Raw genomic sequence first — 25,844 nt, 5'->3', positions numbered from 1 at the left:
GAACAATGGAATTCACGCGCTCACCCGTCACCACGGTCATTCTCAATGCACTGATTTTGCTATGCGCCTTCATGCTCGCGTTCCCGCTCGTCTGGATCCTGATGATGTCGCTCAAGAACCAGAGCGAGGTCATGGCATGGCCGCCAACGTTCATCTTCACTCCGACGCTTGAGAATTTCCGAGTTCTCTTTGACGTCGCCCAAGCGGGTGCGACCAGCTACGGGACCATCAAGGTCGATTTCCTGAGCCCCATCATCAACAGCGTCGTTGTGGCGCTTGGAGCCGTCGTGGTTTCATTGATTGCTGGTGTGCCGGCCGGATACGTGCTTGCCCGGCGGGAGATCCCATTCAAGGAAGATATCGCGTTTTTCATTTTAGGCTTCCGCTTCGCACCGGTTCTGCTGGTGGTCATCCCGCTTTTCAGTCTGTTTCAGTCCCTCGGACTCTATGACACATATCTCGGCATGATTTGGGTGTACCAGGTGGTCACATTGCCTATGATCGTTTGGCTCACCCGTTCCTACGTGGAGGATATTCCCAAGGATATTGAAGAGGCGGCTGCCATCGACGGTGCAAAGCCCGTACGCATCGTCCTTCACATCGTCCTGCCCCTCCTGAAGACGGGTCTGATTGGCGCATCACTGCTGGTCTTCCTGCTTGCCTGGCACAACTTTGCGCTCGGCCTGATGCTGAGTTCGACAAAGGCGCCTGTTACGGTTGCGCTTTTGAAACTCCTTAACCCGGGCGTTCAATTCTACCCGGTCATGGCTGCGGGCCTGGTTGTGACAATGATCGTCCCCGTCATCCTGATTATCGTTGGGCAACGTCATCTCGAGCGAGGCCTGACCTTCGGAGCGGTCAAATGAGAACGGCACCTCTGATTTTCTTCGGTACGACTAATCTCGATCTGTGCTTCAACGTGGAGCGGCTGCCGACGCCAGGAGAAAGCCTTATTGGATCTCTCGTTCGCCATCCAGGCGGAAAGGGTGCCAATCAAGCGGTCGCAGCAGCCAGGCTTGGATTGAAGCCCAAGCTCTTCACTCGCCTCGGGGATGATGAAGCCGGTGGCGTTCTGATGCAGTCCCTCAAGAGCGCGGGTGTCAATACAGACGCCGTTCAGATCGGAAGTGGTGAAAGGTCGGGTTCGGCGCTTGTCATGGTAGGCGATGACGGCGGCAACATGATTGTCATCGACCCGGGCGCTAATGCAAACGTCACGCCTGAACTGATCGACAAGGCGGCAGCCCACATCGAGCCAAAGTCAATAGTGGTTGCAGAGATGGGGTTGCCAATTGAAGCGCTGGAGCGACTCTTCTTTTTAAAGGAGCAGCACAGGTTCAGGCTCATATTCAATCCTGCCCCGGTCAGGCCGGGGCTGTCGCACGCCGCATGGTCCTCTGTCGACTTTGTCACGCCGAATGAGTCCGAAGCATATGAGCTCACAGGAATCGAGATCGACGGTCACGACGCTGCAGCCGAGGCTGCGAAAGCGTTGCTGGCTCTCGGGCCAAAGGCAGCGCTCATCACGCTTGGCGAACGTGGTGCGTTTTACGCGGACCGAACGCAAACATTTCATGTTCCCGCATTTCCGGTCGTTGTCGTTGATACCACGGCGGCAGGCGATGCCTTCAACGGCGGTTTCGCTGCAGCCCTAGCAAGGGGTGTCACGCTCCGCGATGCGGTCCGCCAGGCGATGGCCGTCGCGGCACTTTGCGTTACCCGACGCGGCGCGCAGCCGTCGATGCCCACGGCATCTGAAGTTGACGAGTTCCTCAATCACAAAACATTACTGGAGATACGATGACATCCTCTCTTTTCTCGACGCCAGACAACACCGTTCTGGTTACTGGCGCGGGCGGCGGAATCGGAGCAGCGATTGTGGCCGCGTTTCTGGCAAACGGCGCCAACGTGATCGCGACCGATGCAAATCAAGACGCGCTGGAGCGCGCCCTAGCTAAAGTGGAAGGTGGTGAGAATGCCGTCACCATGTCGATGGACGTCACCAGCGAAAAAGACATCCAGCGCGTCATGGATGCGGTGGCTGAGCGCTTTGGGCGCCTCGATGCATTGGTAAATAATGCCGGTATCAAATCGGCGGAGTCTCTGCTGTCAGGCGACAAGGCGAAGATCGATCGCACCATGGAAATCAATTCCGGGGCGGTGCTCCTCTGCTCGAAGTTGGTCGTAAACCGCTTCATGAAGGACGGTGGTGGCCGTATTGTTAACATCGGATCGTCGCTTTCTTCACAGGGTGCGGTGTTCAACTATCAGGCGGGCGGAGCCGATTACTGCTTTTCGAAGGCAGTCGTTCATGATCTGACAAAACTGCTCGCCTATGAATGTGCTCCCTTCGGCATCAACGTAAATGGCGTCGCGCCTGGGATCATTGATACGCCGATGCACGGTCGTCCGCGCGAAGAGACGGAAGCACGCCACGCGGGGCGCATTCCGCTTGGCCGTGTCGGCTCTCCTGAAGATATCGCAGGTATTGCCGTTTTCCTCGCAAGTCCTGCTTCGGCCTACATCACTGGGCAAATCGTGCATGTGAACGGTGGGATGTTGATGAATGGCTGAGATCGCACACGCCCTTGACTGGCCGCTTGTGGAAGGTGTCGTCTCTGACCTCGACGGCGTAGTCTACCGCGGCAAGACGGCGATCCAGGATGCGGTCGATACGTTCCAGGGCTGGCGCGCAGCCGGAATCCCATACTGCTTCGTCACCAACAACTCGACCCATACCGCAGGGGATGTCGTCGCCAAGTTGACCAGCTTCGGCCTGGAGATCACCGAGGAGAACGTCGTCACCTCGGCGGTGACCGCAGCACAGTTGATCCGCGCGAGCCATCCTGCTGGAACACGCATCTATGTGATCGGCGCGCCATCCCTCAAAAAGGCGATCGCGGATGCGGAACTCGAAATCACCGATGATAATCCTGCGGTCGTGATCATGGGTCTTGATCGCGACATCACCCACGAGAAGCTGCGCATTGCTGTTGACGCTGTTCTAAAGGGAGCCGTGCTTATGGGCACCAACCCTGATCTCTTGCTTCCGACGCCGACAGGCTTCGAGCCCGGTGCAGGAGCAATCCTTACCGCGGTTGCGACAGCTGCCCGGGTTAAACCCATTATTGTCGGGAAGCCGGAGGTCCATATGATCGAGGCTGCACTGTCGCGGCTTGGGACCGACAGGGCATCGACGCTGATGATCGGCGACCAGATACCGACCGACATCCAGGCAGGGAAACGGGCGGGCCTTTGCTCGGTACTCGTGACGACCGGTGTGCCGCCTGTGAACGATCCGACGTTGCAGGCGCCGGATTTTATCATATCCAGTTTGAAGCAAATACCGTCGCCGCGCTGAAGAGGCGCGGGACTGACAGTGGGAGGAAAAAATGGCTGAAGTCCGTCTTGAGGGAATTCGGAAGGCCTACGGGGCCCTGGGTATCCTGCATGATATTGATCTCGAAATCGCTCATGGCGAATTCGTGGTCTTCGTGGGACCGTCCGGCTCCGGAAAATCAACTCTGCTGCGAATGATCGGCGGTTTGGAAAAGATCTCCGGTGGAACGCTGAAGATCGACAACAAAGTCGTGAACTCGATCGATGCCGCCGACCGCAATCTCGGCATGGTATTCCAGAGCTACGCGCTTTACCCGCATCTGACGGTTCGCGAAAATCTGGCATTCCCTCTTCGCATGGCGAAACTGGGCAAAGACCAGATTGCTGTGAAAGTGCGTGACGCGGCGGCCTTGCTACAGATTGAGCATCTCCTCGACCGCAAGCCTAAGCAACTCTCCGGCGGCCAACGACAGCGTGTCGCAATCGGTCGAGCAATCGTCCGCGAGCCTAAAGTGTTCCTCTTCGATGAGCCGCTTTCCAATCTCGACACGGAATTGCGGGTCCAGATGCGGGTCCAGATCGCCAAGCTACATCACCAACTCGGCAACACGATGATCTATGTCACCCACGATCAGGTGGAGGCAATGACCATGGCGGACAAGATCGTTGTGCTCAAGGACGGACGCATCGAACAGGTCGGCAGCCCCCACGATCTTTACCATCGGCCGGCGACGCAGTTTGTTGCAGGCTTTATCGGATCGCCGCGAATGAACTTCCTGCCCTGCAACCTAAAAACCAGGGACGACGGGCGTGCTGAAATAGCCCTGAAGGACGGATTTTCCGGCTGGCTGCCCGTACAAATGGGGAGCGCTGGTCCTGGGACCCCACTGAATCTCGGCATACGCCCCGATGATTTCGTGGCACCATCTGGTCGTCCAGGTGAGCTGATCGTCGAGATCGATGTCGATTTTGTGGAGCACCTGGGTAGCGCAACATACCTCTATGGAGCCGCTCTTGGAGAGCACATTGTGGCCCGTTCACCCAACGATCATTTTCATTCCGGGCGAGGTGGGCGTCTCTCGCTTGCGGTGGCTGCATCCGACTGCCATCTGTTTACCCAGCAAGGAAAGGCTTTGCAGCGTCTGGAGGCACCAAAGAGCTGGAGTTGATTATCGCCTCCGGATGCGTGATCCTGCGTAAACGCATAATTCATCAGGCGAGGCGACCATTTCAGGAATCCGGCAGTTTCTGAGTAATTCCCGCTCGTTCATGCTGGGGGCTGCGATCGGCTCCGGCATGACAGCGCGCGCTGCCGAGCGCGCTGGCGCCGATTTCGTGCTCGCGCTGAACGCCGGCCGATTTCGTGCAATGGGCGGCTCGTCACCCGCGTCGGTTCTTCCCATACGCGACAGCAATGACTTCGTCGCGAGCTTCGCCCGGTCCGAAATCTTGCGAAGCACCCGGCTTCCGGTCTTCTTCGGTGCCTGCACCTTCGATCCCCGGCTCGACCTGGACGACTTTCTGGACAAGATTAAACGCTGGGGGTTTGCTGGGGTCACAAATTTCCCTTCTGTCATCCATCTCGACGAGCACCGACGGAGCGTTCTCGAAGCTTGCGGGCTCGGATACGTCCGTGAAGTCGATCTGCTGGTCAAGGCGGCACAGCGCGGCCTTATGACAATTGCCTATACACGAACGCAGGCTGAAGCCCGGCGCATGGTCGAAGCGGGCGTCGAAGCAATCAGCATGAACTTCAATCTGAACCCGGCGGAAACGGGCCTGTCGTCCTCCTCGATCGGCCTCGCGGAATTGGCTGCGCGCACCCGCGACATCGCCCGCACCGTGCACGCGATTGATCGCAACGTTGTTTGTCTTCTCGGAGGAGGCCCGATCACCAAGCCCGAAGAACTAATGGATGTCTGCCGCGAAACTGGGACGCAGGGTTTCATTGGTGGATCGTCACTCGATCGCGTCCCTCTGGAGACGTCGGTTCTGGAGATGACCTCCGGCTTCAAGACCATCAACGTGCTGCGGGAAAAGGTCGATCTGCTCGAGCGGCAATTGCAGCTCAACGGGTACCGGCATGGCATCGTCGCGCGCTCGGCTTCGATGAACAATGCACTTGACGCGGCCAAGCGTTTTGCGAGTGGTACCAATCCTGTCCTCATTGTTGGCGAACCAGGCACCGGCAAGCGGCGCGTTGCCTCGCTTGTCCATTCACTGGGCGCACACAAGCATCGCAAGCCCGTCATTTTTCCCTGCCGACCATCTCCCGGGAACCAGAATGCAGTTGCCCTCTTCGGGTTGGAGGCCGACAAGGAGTCGCGGCGTCGGATCTCCGTGTTGGAAACTGCAACAGGTACCTCACTCATCATCCTCCACGTCAACGATCTTTCCGAAGAGGGTCAGGAACAACTGGCCGACTTCTTGGAAACCGGTGTGTTCACCGCGGCCAATGGCATCTCCTCGACACACTCGGACGCCAAGGTGATCGCCTCCTGCACCGCGTTGCCAGGCGGCGAAGATGGCACGTTGCCGATTACGCCGCGGCTGCGCGCTGCTTTTGCCGGACTGGAAATCCACCTGCCGCCATTGCGGGACCGCCTTGAGGATCTCCCCGCGCTGATCCATCACTTCACGGTGGAGACGAAGGGAGATGCCGGAACTGTGCCTCTGGCGATTGAGAATTCAGCTTTCCTCGCGCTCGCAAGCCATTCCTGGCCAGGAAATGTTAGGGAACTGAGGCATGTCGTCGAGCAGCTGGCTACATTGCCCCCGAACGTTCAAATCACAGCGGATCGTCTGCAGCCGATCATCGGCATCAAGGCGGTCTCAAAGGAAACGGCGGGGCTCTCGGAACGTGAGTGGATTGTCGAAGCTCTTCGACGCAACAAGCTGCACCGCGGCAAGACGGCTCAGGCGCTCGGCCTGTCGCGCAAGACCCTGTACAACAAGATCCGCAAACTCAAGATCCTGAATTAGCAGACAGCTTCAAACCGATTCACCGGCTGGGCAAACCGGTGCAGGCTTCAGCGACCAAAGGGAAGCGGGCAAGAAATCGGCGTCGACGACAGCCTCGAGGTCCATTCTTGGGGCGATAGGCCGCGATAGAGATTCGGGAGGGAAATAGATCATCCCGTCCAGGAGGCCTGCTAGACGATTGCTGACATCGACCATTTCCAGCCTGGACGATCCAGTGTGTAGGATCCCGAGCCCGTTATCGTGAAACCACTTCATACGGTCGATTTCGAGTGTGTTGGCAGCGCTAGCTGATCCTGCCGACTGCACCCCTTCCACTAGCGAGGCCGGCGGGAAATTCACGACTCCTGCAAAGCCCTTCTCCTTGAGCATGTCGGCAAGATCTTCCCACAGCGTAAAAGGGTCGATCATCAAAACTGCGGCGTAGCAGCGATTTCCGACCGAGGTCACATCGCTTAGCGCCCTGAAGAGTTCCGCGTTCCAGTCTACTACTGGCAGGGTTGCCATTACGATCGGATTGTCAGGGGGCAGGGCTCGCAGCGAGGGTGCGAATATGCAGACGTCATCCCCTGTCTTTCCCGAACCTACCGTCGCAAGCGGCGCAACGTGATCAACAATCATCCACGTACCCATTTTTACCCAACTCCCGTCCTGCGCGCGATTTGGCACCACGACCCTCTCCTCTAAAACTGGCTCAAAATCGCTCAAAGCATGAGCGCGCACAAGGGAGGGCGGTTATGAAAAGCGTATGCCGGTCAGCGCCTATTCAGCGCCAGCGGAGGACAGCGTCGTGAGCCAGGAAAAGCTCGCACAGGACGCGGTTGCGATCGTCGCGACCATGGATACCAAGCAGGCGGAAGTATCTTACGTGGCGGACATTATACGCGCCAGCGGCAGGGGCGTCGTGTTGGTCGATGTCGGCACATCCAGCGTCGCTGTGACCAGGTCGGCGGACCCGGCGGCGTTGCTTGCCGATATCGGCCGACGCGCCCGTAGCTCGGTCAACGCACTGCTTGAAGAGGGTCAAATATCGGCAATCATCGGCATTGCAGGAGGGAAGGGTAGCGGCGTGTATGGTGAAGTGATCGCTAATCTTCCCTTCGGGTTCCCGAAACTGCTGGTTTCAAGCGCGCGGCCGGCGTTGCTTGCGGAACTCGCGGCCAAAAGCGACGTACTGCTTTATCCGACACTCGTCGATCTTTTCGGCGTCAATGGCTTCACGGGGCGAATCCTTGAAAACGCCGCACGTGCGATTGGGGCCATGCATTACAAGCCGCCCGGCCAAAACCGGCGAAGAATAGTCGCGATCACTGCATTCGGAGTAACAACGCCAGCCGTAGATCAATGCGTGCGTCTTTTATCCGAGAAAGACATTGAGGCGATCGTGTTTCCCGCGAACGGTTCTGGTGGCCGGAAGATGGAAGCATTGATCGATGCGGGTGAATTTGATGCTGTTCTCGACCTGACGACGACGGAGCTCGCAGATGAGCTCTCCGGTGGTACGGCAAGCGCAGGCCCGGATCGTCTAACGGCAGCTGGTCGCAGAGGCATTCCGCAACTGATCGCACCCGGCGCCGTCGACATGGTGAACTTCGGCGTCGCCTCCAGTGTGCCGGAGCGGTTCTCGCGCCGAAAGTTCTACTCGCATACACCCTACACAACGCTGATGCGGACGACGCCGGAGGAAACCTTCGAAATCGGTCGCCGCACTGGGCTGAAGCTTGCTGCTGCAAAAGGTGCCGCTCATGTCCTTTGGCCCTCTAAAGGAGTCTCCGACTATGATCGGGATGCCGCGATCTTTTACGATCCGGACGCAAACGCGGCCTGGCTTTCGGGACTGCGAAGCGCGCTGCCTCCCTCGGTCATCGTCCAGGAAATGCCCTACCACATCAACGATCCAGCATTCGCGGCGGCCGCGGTCAGCTGGATTCTTCAAAACATCGAAGAAGAGGTCGTCTCTCATGAAAATGTTTGAACGCAAGGAAATTTTGGCAGCGCTCAACGAGCAGATCGCACAAGGAAATCCGATCCTCGCGGCTGGCAGCAGTTGCGGCCTCGTTGCGAAATGCGCAGCGCTCGGCGGAGCTGACATGCTGGTCGTTTACAGCACTGGTCTGTCGCGATTGATGGGGCTCCCGACCAGTCGCATCGGCGATTCAAACGCCCGTACGATCGAAATGGCAGCGGAAATACGCAATGTCGTGTCGGATATTCCCGTGATAGGCGGCATCGAAGCATGGGACCCGGTGCGCCTCGATCTCGACCAACTCCTCGATAAATTCTGGGCGGCCGGCTACTCGGGCGTGATCAACTACCCGACGATCTCGACAATGGGTGACAAATGGCGTGACCGTCGCGGTCGCGTTGGCCTCGGCTTTGACCGCGAAGTGGAGATGATCGCTCTCGCACGCAAGACAAACATTTTCTCGCTGGCCTATGTCGCCTCAGTGGACGACGCCGTTGCGATGGCCGAGGCGGGGGCCGACTGCATCGTACCGCATGTCGGGGCAACGCGTGGCGGGCTTGCGGGCCACGAGGAAGGCCAGGCCATCAAGGAGGCAATAGCAAAAATCAACAAGATCAATGACGCGGCGAAAGCGGTTCGGCCGGATGTCATACTGCTCGCTCATGGCGGCGCCATCGCCGAGCCGGAGGATACTGCGGAGGTTTACCGGTCAACGGACTGCGTCGGCTTTGTCGGGGCCTCCTCGATCGAGCGCATACCGATCGAGAGAGCGGTTCAGGCGGTCGCGAAGGCCTTCAAGGCCGTGCCCATGCCTTCCCGCTCGTGACCAAGAGCACCACCAGTTTTCGTTTCACGAGAGTTATTATGTCCGAAGTTGCCGCCTCACTTTCTCCTCAACAGTCCGTCGAACCCGTATGGGACGCGATTTATGACGTCGTTTCTGTCGGAAGCGGCGCGGCTGGCCTGTCGGTCGCCCTGTTTGCAGCTCAGTCCAACCTTAAGGTTCTCGTCTGTGAAAAATCGCCGAAGTTGGGCGGGACGACCGCACTCTCGAACGGGATGATTTGGGTTCCGTGTTCGCCGCAAGCTGTAGCCGCGAAGGTCAAGGACAGCATCGAGAACGCGCGAACTTATCTCAAGAACGAGCTTGGCAACTACTATCGCGAGGATTTCGTCGATGCCTACCTGACCGATGGTCCGCGGGCGCTTACCGAAATCGAGAAGGGGACGGACGTGAAGTTCACGCTCGCATCGGCCCCCGACTACCACTCGAGCCAAGTTGGCGGCGTCGATTCAGGAAGGGCACTTAGCCCAGTTCCCTACGATGGGCGCCTGCTTGGCAAAGATTTCGACCTGGTTGGAGATCCGATTCGAGTGGTTCTCGGCGGCATGATGATTTCATCGAGCGAGGTCGGAAAATTCCTCAATCCGGTGAAATCCATAGACGCAATGCGCCATGTGCTGCGTCGTGTCGGCCGTTATGCAAAGGACCGCCTGAGCTATCGCCGCGGCACTGAGCTGAGCGGCGGCAATGCGCTTATAGCCCGTTTCATAACTAGCCTTCGTAAGCGCAAGGTCGACATCTGGACGGAAGCGCCCTTGGTTCGCCTCATCATGGAAAACGATCGTGTGATTGGCGTCGTCATCAGGCGCGATGGTCGCGAACTCCGCGTCAAAGGTGTACGCGGTGTCGTGCTGGCAACAGGCGGATTTGCACGAGACGCTAAGCTGCGAGCGGCGTTAAGCGGTGCGCACCAGCACGATGATACTCTTGCACACCCGGACTCGACCGGTGACGGGATCAAGCTTGCAACGGAACTCGGCGGTGCTATCGACAACAATGTCGCCAGCGCAGGCTTCTGGACACCGGTTTCCTTGCTGCATGGAAAAAAAGGAAAAACGCAGACCGTTCCATATGGATGGCTCGACCGCGGGCGGCCCGGCGTCATTGCGATCGGACCGAATGCTCGGCGTTTCGTCAACGAGTCAAATTCCTATCACGACATCTGCCTCGCGATGTTCCAGAACGGATACCCGGCAGACAAACGGTTCTATTTCATTTGCGATCGCGAGTTCCTGAAGAAACGAGGCATGGGTCACCTTCTTCCATGGCCCTGGACGCTCGGAACCAAATCATACGAGCGCGCGAATTACATCCAGGTCGCAGCAACAATTGCCGACCTTGCACGGAAGATCGGGGTCGATCCATCCGAACTGGACAAGACGGTGGCGGAGCACAACAGTCATACAAGGAGCGGCGTTGATCCCTATTTCCATCGCGGGGAGTCCGCGTTTAATCGTATGCTCGGAGACCCGTCCGTCGGAAAGCCAAACCCTAACCTAGGTCCTATACGCAAGGCCCCGTTCGTTGCACTCCGTATCGTGCCGGCGACGCTCGGAACCGCAACCGGGCTCGCGACGGACACCTCAGGTCGCGTTCTTAATGCCGCGGGCGCACCGATTCAGGGGCTCTTCGCTTGCGGCAATGATGCGACGTCGCTGATGCGCGGGCTGTACCCCGGTGCGGGTATCACAATCGGCCCCGGAATCGTCTTCGCTTATCGAGCAGCCAAGGCCATTGCTGGAACCAATTGAAACAAACACGGAGCGGAGTTCGCGTCGCCGTAAGTACGAGCGGCATTACCAGCAGCCATCACAGTTCCTCTGTCCTCATCTACAAAGCTCGCCTCCCAAGCGACGGACAGAGCCTTGGCCCCGCAATTGATTGCGGGGCCTCTTTTTGCGCTGCATTTTTCGGGGCGATGCCGCGGCTACTAACTCGCATGCGAGTCTGACGTTATCGGCGAGTCTTTCAGAGTACTAAAAGCCGGAGTTGAAGAGATGGGCACCCCGACGTTGGAACTTACGGTACTTGATTTGCTGGAATCATGGAGCGAACTCTTTAACGCGCATGAATTCGACCGACTGGCACTTCTGTATGCACAGCATGCAACCTTGCACGGCACGTCGAGCCCTTTGCTATACCAGGGCCGCGAACACATCCGAAGCTATTTCAAAGGACAGGCGTCTGTCGAATTTCTGAGCAGCGAAATAACTTGCGTGGCAGACGCAACAGCAATTGCCGTCGGATACTACATCTTCCGGGTACCTGAAGGAGAGCAAGTTAAGGAAGTGGATGCGCGGTTCACCTTTATCGTCGAACTCGGCGGCGGCGGGCCGCAGATTGCGCACCACCATTCCTCGTTGGCTCCTTTATAAGCCACAATTGCCAGTGATGAACTAAAGCCCTGACGCCTTTCGCGGTGCTCTGCAGCGCGTGCGGTCAATCACGTAGCGTGCCTGCCTCGGGTGCAAAATGCCGCTCGGGTTGGCCGACAAAGTCGGTTGTTGCCCGATCCCTTTGTAAGAGCAATCCGCTTATGCCGCAGCCTTGGCGACGTTGCTTCCTCCATGCATGCGGACCTTCTCCCGGGTTACCCAATTTTACTCAAGTCGGAATGACATTCTGTCGCAGCCCGAATTTTCCTTGATAATCTGTGCTCATAAGAGGGTGAACTTTCGCAGAATGGCAGCAAGCCGCGGCAGCGAAAGACGATGATCATGGAGGAAATCAATGCCTATAGTGACGCCGAGTCCTGACCAGTTACAGGCGGTGGCAAAGCAATGCGGTCTCTCGCTCACGGACGACGACGTTCACTCCTACCGGGCGCTCATCAACGACGCACTTAAAGCTTATAACTTCGTCGCGATGGCCAACGACGAAGTGCCTGCGGTGAAATATCCCCGCACCCCCGGATACCAACCCTCTCCAGAGGAAAACAGCCATAACGCCTGGTACCGCAAAACGAGCATTCCGGGCGCTGCGTCGGGTAAGCTCAAGGGCAAGAGGATCGCGCTAAAAGACAACATCCTGCTCGCTGGAGTGCCGATGATGAATGGCTCCTCGACGCTTGAAGGCTTCGTCCCGGATATCGATGCAGTGATTGTGGGGCGAATCCTCGACGCTGGTGCCGAGATTGCTGGAAAGGTTCACTGCGAGACATTTTGTACTTCTGGCGGCAGCCATACCGCCGCCCTCGGGCCAGTGCACAACCCCCATAGGATGGGTTATTCTGCAGGTGGTTCCTCGTCGGGTTCGGGCGTCGTGGTCGCCCTCGGCGAAGTGGATATGGCCATCGGAGGCGACCAGGGCGGATCCATCCGCATGCCGGCGTCCTTTTGCGGCATCTATGGCATGAAGCCGACCTGGGGGCTCGTCCCTTATACCGGTATCATGCCGAACGAGATGACCATCGACCATATCGGTCCGATGACGGCAAACGTAGCTGACAACGCCCTTCTGCTGGAGGTCCTTGCCGGAGATGATGGATATGATCCGCGCATCAAATCTCCCAAAGTAGAGGAATACACAGCGGCCATAGGCCGTGGTGCACAGGGTCTCAGGATAGCCGTCCTCAAGGAGGGTTTCGTTCAGGAGGGGGCCGAGGCCGAGGTAAACCAAAAGGTGCTTTCAGCCGCGGAGCGCTTCAAGTCTTTGGGCGCAACGGTTGATACAGTCTCCGTCCCTATGCATTTGGATGGTCCAGCCATCTGGACGCCGATTGGCACCGAAGGTGCCACACAGAACATGATGTTTGGTGATGGCTACGGCGTGGGACGTAACGATCTTTATTCGCTGTCTCTCATGGATTTCCATCGAGGTTGGCGCCAGAAGGCCGATATGCTTTCTGATCAGGCGAAGCTCTTTCTACTGCTCGGCACCTATGTGAACAACATGTACGGACCGCGCTACTACGGAAAGGCCGTCAATATCACCCGTCGCCTTCGAGCCGCGTACGACATGGTTTTGAGGGACTACGATCTAATCGTTATGCCTACAACACCGATGAAGGCGACGAAGCTGCCGTCTCAAGATGCGAGCCGAAAAGAGTACATCACGCGTGCCACAGAGATGTTCACGAACACTGCTCCATTCAACCTGACGCATCATCCGGCAATGTCGATCCCGTGCGGATTGGTGGACGGTCTTCCCGTTGGGCTCATGCTCGTCGGTCGCCACTTTGAGGAGTCGACCATCTATGCAGCAGCTCACGCATTCGAGCAGAGCGACGACTGGCGGAAGATGTAGCGGTTCTCGCGCCTGCGCAAACCGCCACCATACCTTTCAAGCTTTGGGGAGGCTCAACGCTTTCACGCCAAAGCACGAAGTCATCGCCAGGATGACCATGCACGGTACCCGTTATCGGACCCGGGCAATCTGGCAACATAATAAGATCTGTTTACAACAGGAGGGTGAACTGATGCGAAGACTTCTTGCATGCCTGTTTGCGACTGCCGCGATGTCAGGAATGTCCGCGGCCGCATGGGCCGAGGACGTCCTGTCGGAGGTGTCGACAATTGAGAACGAATACTTCAACAACTGGGACCAGGGCGCAAAGCAAGCGGCTGAGGCTCTCGGTCTCAACTACCAACTGCTTGCCGACAAAGGTGACGCCGCAAAACAGATCGAGATCTACGAAGCTCAGTTTGCTCGCGGTGTTAAAATCACCTTTGGCGAAAACCTGAACGCTTCAAATTTGAAGCAAATCATTGAGAAGGCCACGAAAGCCGGCGCTGTACACGTAGGCGTCTGGGAGTCTTTGCCCGGCTTCCATCCGCTCGATGCAGGCGAAGACAACTACGCCTTTGCAACTTTCTTTACCCCCGATGACGTCCAAAGCGGTTATCGGATGGCGAAACTCTTGTTCGACAAGATCGGTGGAAAGGGCAACGTGGTGCACATCACCGGTTTCCCCGGCGCCCCGCCGGACGTCGCTCGCACTGCGGGCTTTGACAAGGCCTTGGCCGAATATCCTGGCATCAAGCTTATCGCTCGGCAGCCAGGAAAATGGAACCAGAACGACTCGCGCAAGGTGATGGAAGACCTGCTCGTGGCGCATCCGGATATCAATGCTGTATTCGGTCAGAACGACTCGATCGCTCTTGGTGCGATGCAGGCAGTCGAAGATGCCGGGCTGACGCTGCCTATTGTTGGTCTCGACGGAAATAAGGAGACTCTCGATCTCATCAAGGAAGGGCGCATTCTCGGCACCATGGCTTTCACGCCTCAGTGGCAGGCAGGATATGCGCTCGTTCGCGCTTATGATGTATCCAAGGGCTTCAAACCCAGCCCTTGTGAGCGCATGATGTATACGGGTGCCACCCAAATCACCGCTGCCAATGTGGACACTTATCAGAAATTCCTGTCAGGGGATAAGCTGCCATTTGACTGGAAGAAGATGTCGCGCACGCTCCATCCAAATGACTGGGATCCTCAGAATGTGGTTTGGCCGATCGACGTGGCGGGCTACTGGGGTAAATCCACTCCTGCTGGATACACCTTCCCCAAGGCGTATCAGGAGGCTTTCGACTCCGGATGCGTGGCGAAGCTGAAAACGGAATACGAAACACACTACAAGCAACGAATTCCGGACTAACCGCACTCAAGCGATGCCTTGTTCGCCGTCGAAGAGGGCATCGCAACTTGCACACCTTCAACCGGACTTCGAAATGCTTAAAGACCTGTCTAGCGACCCCAGTCATGGCGAAATAAGCCGGCGCTTCGTTACCGCAGTGATTTTCGCCGCGGCGTGCCTATTATTTAGCGCCTTGGCACCATCGTTTCTCTCTGCAGACAATGTACGTGCCATTGTTCTTTCGAGTTCTGCGCTGCTGATCGTGTCCGTTGGCGCGACGTTCGTGATCCTCATGGGATCAATAGACTTTTCCGTCGGAGCGATTGCAACATTCTGTGGCATGCTGGTCGCGGGTCTGGCGCCGCAGTTCGGGTTTGCAGCTGTGCTGGTTGCCTGTGGTGCTGGATTGATTTTCGGAGTGCTCAACGGCCTTATCTATGTCTATTTGAGAATTCCTTCTATCCTTGTCACGTTAGGGACGGCCACAACGCTTTCCGGCGCGGTGCTCTTCATCTCCGATGGCCAGTCGGTACCGATTGTCGATCCCATCATCCTCGACATGGCGCAGGGTGCCTGGATCCCTCTCTTGCCTAATGCAATTCTCATTGCCGTAGCAATTTATCTCGGCTCCGCGGCGATGGGTTCCCACACGATATTTGGCAGAATGACTGTTGCCATTGGAAGCGATGAACAAACCGCGACACTGGTAGGGGTGAAGGTCAAATCGACGAAGATCAAGGCATTCGCATTTTCCGGACTCCTTGCCGGTGTTGCAGGTGCACTGCTTGCGGCGCGACTCGGGTCCGGTACTGCCACCATGGGCAACTCCATGACGCTGGACTCAATTACAGCGGTCGTCGTCGGAGGAACGGCGATAACTGGCGGCGTCGGAAACGCGGCGGGCACGCTTCTAGGCGTTGTATTCATCACGACACTCACCAACGGCATGAACATCATGGCCTTGCAGCCGTATCTACAGACCATCATCCAGGGCGTGGTCATTTTGCTGGCCGTTCTACTCAACACAAGCCGTGCCCGCGCGGAGGACGTGAGATGACGAGCCCGCGTAAACCCATATTCACGATGAAGAACGCGTCGAAGGCTTTCAACGGCATCACCGTCGTGGACGGTATCGACCTCGATATTTACGCGAACGAGATCGTTGGAATTGCTGGGGAGAACGGAGCAGGAAAGTCCACTACGCTCAAGATGATCGCCGGAATTCATCCTCCCTCTTCGGGTGACATGGAGCTTTTCGGCAAAAAGTTCAGACCTTCAAGATACACCCATGCGGTGGAGTCGGGGATATCGATGGTCTTCCAGGAGCAGGCCCTGATCCCCAACCTAGCCGTATACGAGAACATGTTTCTTTCTCTCGAAAGAAACTTTTCCAGATTTGCCGGCATCATGAACCGCCAGCAGATGATTCACTACAGCCGGCGTCACCTTGCGAAGCTTGGACTGGACCATATTGATCCTCGCAAACGCACCACCGGCTACCCCTTCCATGACCGACAGATGATCGAGATCGCAAAGGCGTTCGCGCTAGCCGAGTTCTTTGACATCAAGCACCCTATCATCCTACTCGACGAGCCGACTGCTGCGATCGGCGAGCGGGAGGTGAAGGTCCTTTTTGAATCCATCAGGCGGTTTCGGCAGCACGCTTCCTTCGTGCTCATCACTCACCGTCTCGCAGAATACACTGAGCTCTGCGATAGAATCTACGTGTTCAAGGATGGCCGGAACGCCGGCGAGTTCGTCGGTGAATCGATTTCCGAGCAGAACCTGCACAAGGCCATGGTTGGCCGCATTCGTGACGACGAGTACTTCAAGGAGCACCGCCAGCTGGAAGTGGGCAACGCCGAAGTCGCCCTCTCTGTGACCGGACTGTCCGGAGCAACGGTACGCGACGTGAGCTTCGAGGTACGGCGTGGTGAGATCCTCGGCCTCGGCGGCCTTGTAGGTTGCGGCAAGGAAGAGGTTGCACGAGCCATCGTCGGCTATGATCCATTTCCTGTTGGCGGCAAGGTCGAAGTCGCCGGTAAGACCCTTCCTGTCCGCAACCGCATCAAGTTGGCAATGGAGCTTGGCGTAGGGTTCGTTCCGAAGGAGCGGAAAACGGAAGGTATAGTTCCTTACATGTCACTCGAGGCAAACGTCACGATGGCATCGTTACCAGCAGTTTCGAAGGTCAGAGGAATTATCTCCCGGCGCCTTGAGAGGCGCGTCGCCAAAAAGCACGTGGAACTTCTACGTATCCGCTGCAGCAGCACTGCGCAACTTTGCCAGTTTCTTTCAGGCGGCAATCAGCAAAAAGTCGTTCTTTCGAAATGGCTTGCCCGAGGGGTGCGAGTCCTTGTTCTGGATAACCCGACAAGAGGCGTCGACGTGGGTGCGAAGGAAGAAATCTACGGGGTGCTGCGCGATCTGGCAGACCAAGGCGTATCGGTGCTTCTGATATCTGACGATCTTCTGGAGCTAATAGGCCTGTCCAATCGAATCCTGGTGATGAGGGACGGATCAATTCAGTTCGAGCGCCCTGCTCCGGTGAAAGACAAGCCGACCGAGCAGGAGCTTGTAGAGCACATGGTCTGAACAGGTAACGAAGGCGGGGAGCAAGCAGATGCAGCCGATTTCCACATTCTATTATCGCCACCGCGCTCTCGTCAGCACCGTCGGCCCTGTGGTTCTGCTGCTAGTGCTGGTGGCAGTCTTTACTGCCATCAATCCGCGCTTCCTTAGCTGGATCAATCTGTTCAATTTAATGAGGCAGTCGTCCATCCTGCTTGTCGTCGCGACCGGCATCACCTTCGTTATACTGATGGGCGCCATCGACCTCTCCGTCGGCGCAATCGTCACCCTGGTCGGCGTATCGTCTGCCGTGCTGATGACCCAGGCCGGGTTCGGTGCCTTGCATGTCGCCCTCTCGGCACTGGGTATCGGGGCGCTTTGCGGTGCCCTCAACGCGGTTCTGGTTCTGAAGTTCAGATTGCCTTCATTTGTCGCCACGTTGGGCACAATGACGATTGTGAGTGGTATTTCCACCTGGATCAGCGGTGGCGTGACTGTCTTCTTTCGCAGCCCCGAGCTAACTTGGATCGCTTCCGGTGCTTTGGTGGGCAGAGTTCCCAACTCGGGCGTCCTGGCACTGATGATATTCGCCGCAGCCTCGTTCATCGGCGCTCGTAGCCATTTTGGTCGGTCGCTAACTGCGATCGGCGGTGGGGGAGTGACCGCTAGGCTCTCCGGCATCAGTGTTATCGGCACGAAAGCCCTTGCGTTTATCACTTCCGGCGTACTGTGCGGCACCGCAGGGCTGCTGCTTGTGTCCAGAACCTCGACCGGCACCGCACACATGGGCGATGACCTTCTGCTTCAGGCGATCGCAGCAGTTGTGATGGGGGGGACCGCATTATCCGGTGGTTCTGGAGGAGTGCATCGAACGCTGACCGGCGTACTGGTGATAGCGGTCTTTCAAAACGGACTGAACATCGCAGGTGTCCACCCATACGTTCAGATCATGGTGACAGGCATGATCGTGATCCTGTCAGTGACCATAACTTTGGATAGATCGCGGCTGGCTTTCATCAAGTAGTTAGCGAAGTCAGGTCCTTGAGCCTGAAGAATATCCTCTAAAACGCAAGGCCTGCCTATCTGATGTGGGTGAAGCATTATACGGGATTGCAGCGCTTTCCCATGTTGCCGATGCCCCTCCCCACAGTTGTATTCGGCATCCTTAAGCCTCTGCATAGCTATCAGTAGAGATCTCCCGGCGCCCTGCAGAGCAACTGGCCCGTGGATATTCCGCAGGTCAATTTTTTATAATCGAACCTGTTTTCGGCTGATGCTCAAATCACGGCTACTCCTGTCATTCTGACGGACCTCGCTTGTGACTCCAGGACGTCTCAGCCACTCGCCGGCCCAAGCGATGGTCAAGGCGCTTCCTCTTCATCTTCCAGAGTAATGCGCAATTTTACCCAATTCCTGCCTCGAAAAACCGTCTGCGATTGAAAGATGACGGATAGCATTCTCAATGCTGCGGCCCGGAGGGGGACGCAAACTGGGCCAACGAGCCATTGGGAGAGGTTATCAATGTTGAATGACAGCATGAAGTTTAGCCGGCGCCGCTTTCTCCAGAATTTTGCATTCGCATCAGCCGCTATCACTGTGGGTTCGGGGAGCTGGGTGATCCGCCCTGATTGGGCCAACGCTGCAGAGGGTCCGATCAAGCTGGGTATAGCAACCGACCTCACGGGCTCGCTCGGATTTCCAGGCAATACCGATGCGAATGTCGCTCGTATGGTCGTGAAAGAGATCAACGACGCAGGTGGTCTGCTCGGACGTCCTATTGAACTTCTTATCCAGGACACGGCTTCCAATGAATCCATCGGCGTTGGCAACGTGCGAAAGCTGATCCAGCGAGACAAGGTCGACCTGGTGGTTGGTGGAATTTCGAGCGCCATGCGCAATGCAATCAAGGACACGATAATTTCTCGCGGTAAGACGCTGTACATCTACCCGCAGGCTTATGAGGGCCAAGAGTGCACGCCATATCTGTTCTGCACAGGACCAGTGCCGGCGCAGAATTGTGATCAGTTTATCCCCTGGCTGATCAAGAACGGCGGCAAACGTTTCGCGTTGCCTGGCTCCAACTATGTGTGGCCGCAGACGATCAACGCCTACGCGCGCAAGGTAATTGAAAGCAATGGCGGCGAGGTAGTATTTGAAGAATACTACCCCATTGACCAAGTCGATTTTTCCTCGACCGTCAGTCGCGTGGTCTCAAATCGGGTCGATGTGGTCTTCAATACTGTTATCCCCCCGGGCGTTGGTCCGTTCTTCAAGCAGCTTTATCAAGCGGGTTTCTCAAAGAACGGCGGTCGACTTGGCTGCGTCTACTACGATGAGAACGCGCTACCAATGAATCAACCTTTTGAGGTCGAAGGTCTTGCAAGCAGCCTTGACTACTACAAGGCCCTGACAGCCGAAGATCCGGCAAGTGCCAAAATCCAAGAGACGTACGAAAAGGAATTCCCCGGTGCGTTCCGGTTCTCAGCCGGAAGCGCCGCTACTGGCACTTATCGAGCATTGAAGTTGTGGGAGGCGGCCGTGAAAGAAGCTGGCACCCTCGAGCGCGATGCAGTAGCTGCAGCCCTCGATCACGCAAAGATTGCGGAAGGCCCAGGCGGACCAGCCGAGATGGTGCCCGGAAAGCGCCATTGCAAGATGAACATGTATATCGGTGTGGCGAAAGGGGCTAAGTTTGAGGTCGTCTCACGCAGCACTGGCCTTGTTGACCCTAAGGAGTGCTGAAAGTCATGCCAGCCCGCACACCCGCAGATCGCCGAATTTTCATCGGCAGAATGAGTGTCCGCGCAGAAGAAATCTGCAACTCTGCAGCCTGATTGTTGGCATGAACTTGCGTTTTTTGGAGCAGGCGAGGTGAGACTTGCCTGCTTTTTTTAACTTCCCGCAGCATTGGACTTCGACGTGCCGGGCGGACATCCAATCAAGAAAGAAGCCGGTGAACGAGACTGCCTGGGGGCCAATGCTGCGCCATTGTTGCCGCGTTGCACCAGCGCTCCAAATCGATCATGTCCTTTGACAGCTATTCCGGTCGCTGAAATGCAGAAGTGACCTAGAAAGGTGGCGTCACGCTCAAAGCTCCGCCAACCCGTAAAACCCGGTCGCACGTAACTGGGTTTGGCCTGCGTCTCTCGTAGGGGCATCACAAGGCTAGTGATCACCGACGAGCCAGCCGCACGTAGACAAGCTCCTTCCTTCAGTAGCCTTCTTTTCTTCGCACGCTTTACGCAATTTTACCCAACTCCTGCACCGAAAGCCGACTGTGACTGAAATATGACGGATACATTCTCACCGCTGCGACCCGGAGGGGGGCGCATTGGGCCAACGAGCCATTGGGAGACGTTATACATGTTGAATGACAGCATGAAATTGAGCCGGCGCCGGTTTCTCCAGAATTTCGCTTTCGCATCAGCGGCTATCGCGGTAGGTCCGGGGAGCTGGGTGATCCGTCCGGATTGGGCAAACGCCGCGGAAGGTCCGATCAAGCTTGGTATCGCCACTGACCTAACGGGCGCGCTCGGATTTGCCGGGAACACCAATGCCAATGTCGCTCGCATGGTCGTGAAAGAGATCAATGACGCGGGCGGTCTGCTGGGGCGTCCCATCGAGCTCTATATTGAAGACACCGCCTCCAATGAATCCGTTGCTGTTGGCAACGTCCGAAAGCTGATCCAGCGAGACAAGGTCGACATGGTCCTTGGAGGAATCTCGAGTTCGATGCGCAATGCCATCAAGGACCCCATCGTGTCCCGAGGCAAGACGCTCTACATCTATCCGGAGGGCTATGAAGGTAAAGAGTGCACGCCGAATCTGTTTTGCACCGGGCCGGTTCCGGCGCAGAACTGTGATCAGTTCATTCCCTGGCTGATCAAGAATGGCGGCAAACGTTTCGCGTTGCCTGGCTCCAACTACGTCTGGCCGCAGACAATTAACGCCTATGCACGGAAGGTGATCGAAAGCAACGGCGGCGAGGTGATCATCGAGGAATACTATCCGGTTGACCAGGTTGACTTTTCCTCGATGGTCAGTCGCATCATCTCAAACCGGGTGGATGTGGTGTTCAATACAATCGTGCCTCCCGGTGTAAGCCCGTTCTTCAAACAGCTTTATGAAGCGGGTTTTTCCAAAAACGGTGGGCGGATAGGTTGCACCTATTTTGACGAAAACTTTCTCGACATGAACCCGGCCCACGAGATTGATGGTCTTGCGAGCAGCCTGGACTACTACAGCGCGCTGACTGCGGAGGATTCGATCAGTGCCAGGATCCAGGGAAACTACGAAAAGCAGTTTACCAACCAGTTTCGATTCTCAGCGGGGAGCGCAGCCACCGGTGCCTATCGCGGCCTGAAGTTATGGGAAGCGGCCGTGAAAGAAGCTGGAACCCCCGAGCGCGACGCAGTAGCTGCAGCACTCGACCACGCAAAGATTGCAGAAGGGCCGGGCGGACCGGCAGAGATGGTGCCCGGCAAGCACCATTGCAAAATGAACATGTACATTGGCGTGGCAAAAGGGGGCAAATACGAGATCGTCTCCCGCAGCGCTGGCCTTGTGGACCCCAAGGAGTGCTGAATGTCACACCAATCAATTGACCGGGCCGCTGCAACTGCAGGGTCGCAGGTGATCGAGCTTCCTGGGAGGCGGACAAAAGATCCAACTGGATCCTCTGAGAGCCGGAGGTTTCTTCCGGCACTCGAAATATCAATGCTCGTCATGGCAGTTCTTGCGCCGCTTGTGCTCCAGGACTACGCCACCGTGTTCGCAACACGTGTATTGATACTTTGCCTTTTTGCGTTGTCCTTCGACCTGGTCTGGGGTTACGCCGGAATCCTAAGCCTGGGTCAGTCGCTATTTTTTGGCATGGCAGGTTACGGCGTCGCGCTTCTTTCGCGAGACTTGAACATCGCATCGATATTCGTTGTGGTTCCGGTGGGGGCATTGATCGGCTTTGTAGTCGCGTTGCTGCTCGCCGGCTTTCTGTTGCTGGGTCGTCATCCATCAAGCATTGTCTTCGTTTCTCTTGGGACGATGACAGGCGCTTACGCGGCTGACCGACTTGCCGGAGGTTCATCCTATCTCGGCGGCCAGAATGGTATACCATCGATCCAGTTGATGACCGTCGGGTCGTATGAACTGAACGAGGGATCGACGTTCTATTATCTAGCGCTTGGCTTTCTGGTCCTCGTTTACCTCCTTGCTAGATTTTTGCTTCGCTCGCAGTTTGGACTTGCGCTGGCAGGTTTGCGAGAGAACGAATACAGGATCGGCTTCTTTGGCTACAAGGCACAGCATTTGAAAGCCGTTATCTTTGCAATCAGTGGCGCAATCGCTGGAATGGCCGGCAGCTTGTATGCTTTTCACGAGGGGTTCGTCGGCACCAATGTTCTCGGCGTGGTAATGTCGACGCAGGTGGTCCTTTACGTCCTCTTCGGAGGCTCCGGTACGCTTGTTGGGGCGTTGATCGGGACAGTTGTCATTGAAGCATTGAGCTTTTGGCTCTCGAACAGCTTCCAGGATGTTTGGCCGATCATCCTCGGTGTCCTGCTGCTGCTCGTGATCATGTTCCGGCCTGCTGGCCTCGTCAGTCTGCTGTTAAGCGAACGCGAACGGGTTGGAACCTTTGGTCGCCCGGAAAAGCGAGGAAAAAATGGCGCTGCTTGAAGTAAGTGGTATTGGCAAAAGCTTCGGAAAACTGACTGCGCTGAACAATGCCGCGTTCGCTGTCGGTGAGAACGAGTTCCATGGGCTTATTGGCCCGAATGGCTCCGGAAAAAGCACCCTGATGAAGTGCGTAGCGGGTGCTGAAACACCTACTAAAGGTCGGGTATTATTCTCTGGCTTGGATGTAACACGACTATCACCTGCAGAGCGAGCGCGTGCGGGTATGAGCCTCAAGTTCCAGATTACCAACGTGCTCCCGACGCTCACGCTTTACGACAACGTTTTGCTCGCGCTGCAGGCAAAACTGTCGCTGGTGAGTTTGGTCTTCTCCCGCAGTCGTGGCGCCTTGCATGATCGCGTCATGAGCACCCTGGAGCAGTTTCGCCTCGCAGATCGCTCGTACCAACCGGCAGGCGCGCTTTCGCACGGTCAGCAGCAATGGCTTGAGATTGCGATGGCGCTGGCGGGCGAGCCGAAGCTCTTGCTGCTCGATGAACCCACCGGTGGCATGAGTTACGAGGAACGTCGCGTCACAGGTGAGTTGCTGCGGCCGATCAAGGCTAGCTGCTCGCTTGTCATCGTCGAGCACGATCTCGATTTCATTCGAGACATCTGCGACCGACTTACAGTGCTCGATCAAGGCAGCGTCATATGCTCCGGCACCGTACAGGAAATCCAGGCAAGCTCCAAGGTCAAGGAGGTCTATCTGCGCCGTGCTTAGCAACATATTACTCGACGTCAAAGACATCAATGCGGGTTATGGGCGCAGCCAGGTCTTGTTCGGCGTCAACATCCATGTGCCGCAACAAGGCGGTGTCGCGGTGCTGGGCCGTAACGGCGCCGGAAAAACCACTCTCCTGAAAGCCATCGTGGGGGAACTTCCGCTTGGCAGCGGCACTGTCAAGATGGATGCCGGTGATATCGGGAGATTGCCTACCGAGCAAAGAATAAGGCTCGGTATCGGCTATGTGCCGCAGGAACACTCCGTATTTGCGCGCCTGTCGGTACGTGACAACCTAGCAATTGGAATGATCGCCAAACGCGAGCGAGACGCTCTCGACCGGGTTCTTGCAATCTTTCCGAAGCTTGGTCAGCGCTTCGGCCAAGCCGCAGGCACGCTTTCTGGTGGCGAACGAAAGATGTTGGCGATAGCGCGCGCGCTACTTCCCAACCCGAGGCTGCTTTTGCTCGACGAACCGACTGAGGGGGTGTGGATTGGCGTTGTCGAAGAAATCACGGAGCGACTTATTGATCTTGCCAAGGACATCGCGGTGATCGTGGTCGAGCAGCATCTGGACCTAGCGCTAAGGGTGGCGAGCCATGCCTACGTGCTCGATCGTGGATGCGTCGCACTCACTGGCTCTTCTTCAGAGGTGCGCGATGATCCCCGGCTCGTGAAGTATCTGGCACCCTAGGAACGTCCATATACTTCGCGGCCACGGCAAGAACTATTCCTTTCTTCAGAATTGACAAGGGGACGCAGACAATGTCTGAAGCAATTAAGCAGATCGTAAATTCGTCCGACGTTATCGATGTTCATGAACATCATATGCCGGAGATCACGCTGAGCCGTGACGTAAACCTTTTGAAATTATTCCAGCAGAGCTATGCCGCTTGGACACATAACGTGTCGCCGTCTGAACCCAAGGCTACACATGAGGTCTTATCTGCTGCGACTGTGCCGACGACGTGGGAGGCCTTAACCCCATACTTAGAAAACAGCAGCTCAAACGCATTTGTTACGAATCTCGTTCGTGGAGTGGTTGATTTACACGGCTCCGGCGACTTCGGGATCACGCGAGAGACCTGGGAGGCGATTGATGAATCGGTTCGCTCGCGGCATCGGCAGACAACGTGGGCCGGTGAGGTCGTTGAACGCGCCGGCATCCGAAGGGTCATTACTGACTCTTACCTTGATCCAATATTCGAGCCCCGTGCAGCACTCGGGGCGAACTACGACGCTGTTCTCCGCATCAACGCTTTTGCTTTTGGCTGGCATCCGGAGTCACGAGATCACAACGGCAATTCTGGCCAGACATTGCTTAAGCGTCTTGCCCATCAGTTGAATACCTTCGATGATTATTGTGACGCGATCCGAGAGCTTGTCAAAGGCTGCCGAGGACGCAACCAGGTTGCGCTCAAGAACGCCCTCGCATATGACAGAGATCTAAATTTCGATGAGCCCGACGAGCAATTGGCTCGCGCGGCATGGGGGCAAATTTCTCCATCCGGTCCGGCTCGAAAGGCCTTCAGCGATTACATTGTTGACTTGTTCTGCAAACTTGCAGCCGAGTTCGACCTCCCAGTGCAAACCCATCTCGGAACAGCAATCTTGCGAGGTTCCCACCCTCTTCGGGTTGCCGGTTTGATCGAGCGCCATCCCAAGACACGTTTCTTGCTGATGCACTTGGCCTACCCCTGGAGTCGCGATCTTCTGGGCATGGCGTTTATATATCGAAACGTCTGGCTGGACCTGTGTTGGTCCTTCTTGCTGAGCCCGTCGCATTTCAAACTTGCCTTGCACGAGGCAATTGAAGTGTTGCCTGACAACTCGCGAATGATGATCGGGGGAGATTGTCAGCACGTCGAAGAGTCGTTTGCTGCAATCCAATCCGCCCGTCGCCTAATTGGCGATGTCCTAGAGGAGAAGGTTGCATGCGGATACCTTCGCAACGGAGCTGCCGAACGTCTGGCCACGAATATGCTTGCTGAGAATGCGAGGAAGTTTTTCGGGCTATCCTGATCAAAGCCAAGCGAGTCAATCGCCAGGCGTATTTCTCTGGCGAACGACGTTGGCTTCATTGCTGGTGCAGCACCTGGATAGTCCATTGCACCGCGAATATAGTGTTCGTACTCTCTCACATAAGCGGAGTTCGTGGCAGTAACTGTCACGATTATTC

General features: G+C 56.6%; 22 protein-coding genes. 21 read left to right on the top strand and 1 reads right to left on the bottom strand.

The window, feature by feature from the left end; genetic code table 11:
* The first annotated feature begins 5 nt into the window (after positions 1-5).
* The 6 genes from NL154_RS16860 to NL154_RS16835 all read left to right on the top strand — a co-directional run bounded on the left by NL154_RS16860 (position 6) and on the right by NL154_RS16835 (position 6,321).
* On the top strand, positions 6-866 hold the full coding sequence (locus NL154_RS16860) for a carbohydrate ABC transporter permease (RefSeq protein ID WP_221129729.1): 861 nt from the start codon (positions 6-8) through the stop codon (positions 864-866).
* Positions 863-1,804: a ribokinase gene (locus NL154_RS16855; protein WP_434733047.1), complete on the top strand. Its 942-nt coding sequence runs from the start codon at positions 863-865 to the stop codon at positions 1,802-1,804. Before NL154_RS16860 ends, NL154_RS16855 begins: the two co-directional genes overlap by 4 nt.
* On the top strand, positions 1,801-2,574 hold the full coding sequence (locus NL154_RS16850; protein WP_132589952.1) for an SDR family NAD(P)-dependent oxidoreductase: 774 nt from the start codon (positions 1,801-1,803) through the stop codon (positions 2,572-2,574). The genes NL154_RS16855 and NL154_RS16850 overlap by 4 nt, the downstream gene beginning before the upstream one ends.
* Positions 2,567-3,361, top strand: coding sequence for an HAD-IIA family hydrolase (locus NL154_RS16845; RefSeq protein WP_434733046.1), 795 nt, complete (start codon positions 2,567-2,569; stop codon positions 3,359-3,361). The genes NL154_RS16850 and NL154_RS16845 overlap by 8 nt, the downstream gene beginning before the upstream one ends.
* A 31-nt stretch (positions 3,362-3,392) precedes the next feature.
* A complete protein-coding gene (locus NL154_RS16840) occupies positions 3,393-4,508 on the top strand; it encodes an ABC transporter ATP-binding protein (RefSeq protein WP_434733045.1) in 1,116 nt (371 codons plus the stop codon).
* Positions 4,509-4,635: 127 nt separating this feature from the next.
* Positions 4,636-6,321: a phosphoenolpyruvate hydrolase family protein gene (locus tag NL154_RS16835; RefSeq protein ID WP_434733044.1), complete on the top strand. Its 1,686-nt coding sequence runs from the start codon at positions 4,636-4,638 to the stop codon at positions 6,319-6,321.
* A 9-nt stretch (positions 6,322-6,330) separates the two neighbouring features.
* Here NL154_RS16835 and NL154_RS16830 read toward each other — a convergent pair whose 3' ends face one another.
* Positions 6,331-6,990, bottom strand: a complete 660-nt coding sequence (locus NL154_RS16830) for a hypothetical protein (protein WP_434733043.1) — start codon at positions 6,988-6,990, stop codon at positions 6,331-6,333.
* A 118-nt stretch (positions 6,991-7,108) separates the two neighbouring features.
* Here NL154_RS16830 and NL154_RS16825 point away from each other — a divergent pair, with 118 nt between their 5' ends.
* The 15 genes from NL154_RS16825 to NL154_RS16755 all read left to right on the top strand — a co-directional run bounded on the left by NL154_RS16825 (position 7,109) and on the right by NL154_RS16755 (position 25,687).
* A complete protein-coding gene (locus NL154_RS16825; RefSeq protein WP_434733042.1) occupies positions 7,109-8,293 on the top strand; it encodes a Tm-1-like ATP-binding domain-containing protein in 1,185 nt (394 codons plus the stop codon).
* Entirely contained in the window at positions 8,280-9,110 is an 831-nt protein-coding gene (locus tag NL154_RS16820) for a phosphoenolpyruvate hydrolase family protein (RefSeq protein ID WP_434733041.1), read from the top strand. The genes NL154_RS16825 and NL154_RS16820 overlap by 14 nt, the downstream gene beginning before the upstream one ends.
* A gap of 38 nt (positions 9,111-9,148) precedes the next feature.
* On the top strand, positions 9,149-10,879 hold the full coding sequence (locus NL154_RS16815) for an FAD-dependent oxidoreductase (RefSeq protein WP_434733040.1): 1,731 nt from the start codon (positions 9,149-9,151) through the stop codon (positions 10,877-10,879).
* Positions 10,880-11,125: 246 nt separating this feature from the next.
* Positions 11,126-11,503, top strand: coding sequence for a nuclear transport factor 2 family protein (locus NL154_RS16810; RefSeq protein ID WP_434733039.1), 378 nt, complete (start codon positions 11,126-11,128; stop codon positions 11,501-11,503).
* Between the two features lie 355 nt (positions 11,504-11,858).
* Positions 11,859-13,373 (top strand): amidase, encoded by a 1,515-nt coding sequence (locus NL154_RS16805; protein WP_434733038.1) that lies wholly within the window; start codon positions 11,859-11,861, stop codon positions 13,371-13,373.
* Positions 13,374-13,545: 172 nt separating this feature from the next.
* Positions 13,546-14,721, top strand: a complete 1,176-nt coding sequence (locus NL154_RS16800; RefSeq protein WP_221129739.1) for a sugar ABC transporter substrate-binding protein — start codon at positions 13,546-13,548, stop codon at positions 14,719-14,721.
* A gap of 73 nt (positions 14,722-14,794) precedes the next feature.
* On the top strand, positions 14,795-15,757 hold the full coding sequence (locus NL154_RS16795; protein ID WP_221129740.1) for an ABC transporter permease: 963 nt from the start codon (positions 14,795-14,797) through the stop codon (positions 15,755-15,757).
* The gene (locus NL154_RS16790; protein WP_434733037.1) at positions 15,754-17,295 is read left to right on the top strand and encodes a sugar ABC transporter ATP-binding protein; all 1,542 of its coding nucleotides are present in this window, start codon (positions 15,754-15,756) and stop codon (positions 17,293-17,295) included. The genes NL154_RS16795 and NL154_RS16790 overlap by 4 nt, the downstream gene beginning before the upstream one ends.
* 28 nt (positions 17,296-17,323) lie before the next feature.
* Positions 17,324-18,295: an ABC transporter permease gene (locus NL154_RS16785; protein ID WP_434733036.1), complete on the top strand. Its 972-nt coding sequence runs from the start codon at positions 17,324-17,326 to the stop codon at positions 18,293-18,295.
* Between the two features lie 497 nt (positions 18,296-18,792).
* Positions 18,793-20,013 carry a substrate-binding protein gene (locus NL154_RS16780; protein WP_434733035.1) on the top strand — a complete coding sequence of 407 codons (1,221 nt, stop codon included), beginning with the start codon at positions 18,793-18,795 and terminating at the stop codon, positions 20,011-20,013.
* A gap of 621 nt (positions 20,014-20,634) precedes the next feature.
* Positions 20,635-21,855, top strand: a complete 1,221-nt coding sequence (locus NL154_RS16775; RefSeq protein ID WP_434733034.1) for a substrate-binding protein — start codon at positions 20,635-20,637, stop codon at positions 21,853-21,855.
* Positions 21,856-21,987: 132 nt separating this feature from the next.
* Positions 21,988-22,944 (top strand): branched-chain amino acid ABC transporter permease, encoded by a 957-nt coding sequence (locus NL154_RS16770; RefSeq protein WP_434734107.1) that lies wholly within the window; start codon positions 21,988-21,990, stop codon positions 22,942-22,944.
* Positions 22,931-23,665, top strand: a complete 735-nt coding sequence (locus tag NL154_RS16765) for an ABC transporter ATP-binding protein (RefSeq protein WP_132589921.1) — start codon at positions 22,931-22,933, stop codon at positions 23,663-23,665. The genes NL154_RS16770 and NL154_RS16765 overlap by 14 nt, the downstream gene beginning before the upstream one ends.
* Positions 23,658-24,359 (top strand): ABC transporter ATP-binding protein, encoded by a 702-nt coding sequence (locus NL154_RS16760; RefSeq protein WP_132589919.1) that lies wholly within the window; start codon positions 23,658-23,660, stop codon positions 24,357-24,359. The genes NL154_RS16765 and NL154_RS16760 overlap by 8 nt, the downstream gene beginning before the upstream one ends.
* Before the next feature lie 71 nt (positions 24,360-24,430).
* Entirely contained in the window at positions 24,431-25,687 is a 1,257-nt protein-coding gene (locus NL154_RS16755) for an amidohydrolase family protein (RefSeq protein WP_434733033.1), read from the top strand.
* Positions 25,688-25,844 lie beyond the last annotated feature (157 nt).

The sequence above is a fragment of the Rhizobium sp. YTUHZ044 genome (assembly GCF_051123975.1).
Classification (GTDB): domain Bacteria; phylum Pseudomonadota; class Alphaproteobacteria; order Rhizobiales; family Rhizobiaceae; genus Rhizobium.
The sequence above is the reverse complement of the archived record's forward strand: the minus strand, read 5'-3'. Positions and strand labels throughout refer to the sequence as shown.

Coding starts and splice junctions, on each gene's coding strand:
- NL154_RS16860 (WP_221129729.1), top strand. CDS start 6: ATGGAATTCACGCGCTCACCCGTCACCACGGTCATTCTCAATGCACTG.
- NL154_RS16855 (WP_434733047.1), top strand. CDS start 863: ATGAGAACGGCACCTCTGATTTTCTTCGGTACGACTAATCTCGATCTG.
- NL154_RS16850 (WP_132589952.1), top strand. CDS start 1,801: ATGACATCCTCTCTTTTCTCGACGCCAGACAACACCGTTCTGGTTACT.
- NL154_RS16845 (WP_434733046.1), top strand. CDS start 2,567: ATGGCTGAGATCGCACACGCCCTTGACTGGCCGCTTGTGGAAGGTGTC.
- NL154_RS16840 (WP_434733045.1), top strand. CDS start 3,393: ATGGCTGAAGTCCGTCTTGAGGGAATTCGGAAGGCCTACGGGGCCCTG.
- NL154_RS16835 (WP_434733044.1), top strand. CDS start 4,636: ATGACAGCGCGCGCTGCCGAGCGCGCTGGCGCCGATTTCGTGCTCGCG.
- NL154_RS16820 (WP_434733041.1), top strand. CDS start 8,280: ATGAAAATGTTTGAACGCAAGGAAATTTTGGCAGCGCTCAACGAGCAG.
- NL154_RS16815 (WP_434733040.1), top strand. CDS start 9,149: ATGTCCGAAGTTGCCGCCTCACTTTCTCCTCAACAGTCCGTCGAACCC.
- NL154_RS16810 (WP_434733039.1), top strand. CDS start 11,126: ATGGGCACCCCGACGTTGGAACTTACGGTACTTGATTTGCTGGAATCA.
- NL154_RS16805 (WP_434733038.1), top strand. CDS start 11,859: ATGCCTATAGTGACGCCGAGTCCTGACCAGTTACAGGCGGTGGCAAAG.
- NL154_RS16800 (WP_221129739.1), top strand. CDS start 13,546: ATGCGAAGACTTCTTGCATGCCTGTTTGCGACTGCCGCGATGTCAGGA.
- NL154_RS16795 (WP_221129740.1), top strand. CDS start 14,795: ATGCTTAAAGACCTGTCTAGCGACCCCAGTCATGGCGAAATAAGCCGG.
- NL154_RS16790 (WP_434733037.1), top strand. CDS start 15,754: ATGACGAGCCCGCGTAAACCCATATTCACGATGAAGAACGCGTCGAAG.
- NL154_RS16785 (WP_434733036.1), top strand. CDS start 17,324: ATGCAGCCGATTTCCACATTCTATTATCGCCACCGCGCTCTCGTCAGC.
- NL154_RS16780 (WP_434733035.1), top strand. CDS start 18,793: ATGTTGAATGACAGCATGAAGTTTAGCCGGCGCCGCTTTCTCCAGAAT.
- NL154_RS16775 (WP_434733034.1), top strand. CDS start 20,635: ATGTTGAATGACAGCATGAAATTGAGCCGGCGCCGGTTTCTCCAGAAT.
- NL154_RS16770 (WP_434734107.1), top strand. CDS start 21,988: ATGCTCGTCATGGCAGTTCTTGCGCCGCTTGTGCTCCAGGACTACGCC.
- NL154_RS16765 (WP_132589921.1), top strand. CDS start 22,931: ATGGCGCTGCTTGAAGTAAGTGGTATTGGCAAAAGCTTCGGAAAACTG.
- NL154_RS16755 (WP_434733033.1), top strand. CDS start 24,431: ATGTCTGAAGCAATTAAGCAGATCGTAAATTCGTCCGACGTTATCGAT.